The organism is Ruegeria haliotis (genome assembly GCF_013377785.1).
Classification (GTDB): Bacteria; Pseudomonadota; Alphaproteobacteria; order Rhodobacterales; family Rhodobacteraceae; genus Ruegeria; species Ruegeria haliotis.
Window position 1 is genome coordinate 1 of the sequence record NZ_JABXWT010000102.1, and the last position, 578, is coordinate 578.

A 578-nucleotide genomic window follows, 5' to 3' on the forward strand; every position below is an offset into this window, starting at 1 on the left:
GAGGATCTTTACAAATGTAGAGGAGCTGGTGGAAATCGGTGTGGGATACTTGAAGATAGCCTCCTTTTCCTATCTTATCTCCGGCATCTCACAGTGCTTTCTTGCCCAAATAAAGCTGGGCAAAAACACTAAAAAGGTCGCCACCATCAGTTCTATTGCAGTGGTGCTGAATATTGCCCTCAACGCCATTTTCATCTTCGGCCTCTTGGGCTTTCCAAAGATGGGGGTAAGGGGAGCCGCCTTGGCTACAGTAATATCCAGGGTGGTGGAACTTGTTCTCTCCACAATAGAGTGCTGGAAAGATAAGAAGATCAGACCGGATTTGGGAAAGCTCTTCGCCTTTGACAGGGTTCTCTCAAAAGATTATGTAAGGCAGCTTCTGCCACTACTGGGAGCATATCTGGTTTGGACACTGGGTATTTCATCCTACAGCGCCTTTTTAGGCCACATGGGGGTGGACGCCTCTGCAGCAAACTCCCTTGCCCTTACCCTGAGAAACCTGATGCTAAGCTTCACCAAGGGCCTGGCAGGAGGAGCCAGCATATTGATTGGTTATGAACTGGGAAGCGGAAACACGG

1 protein-coding gene is annotated in these 578 nt (G+C 49.1%); it reads left to right on the forward strand.

The features are described from left to right. The coding region (locus HW561_RS23460; protein ID WP_176867781.1) for an MATE family efflux transporter at window positions 1-578 on the forward strand (578 nt) is incomplete at both ends.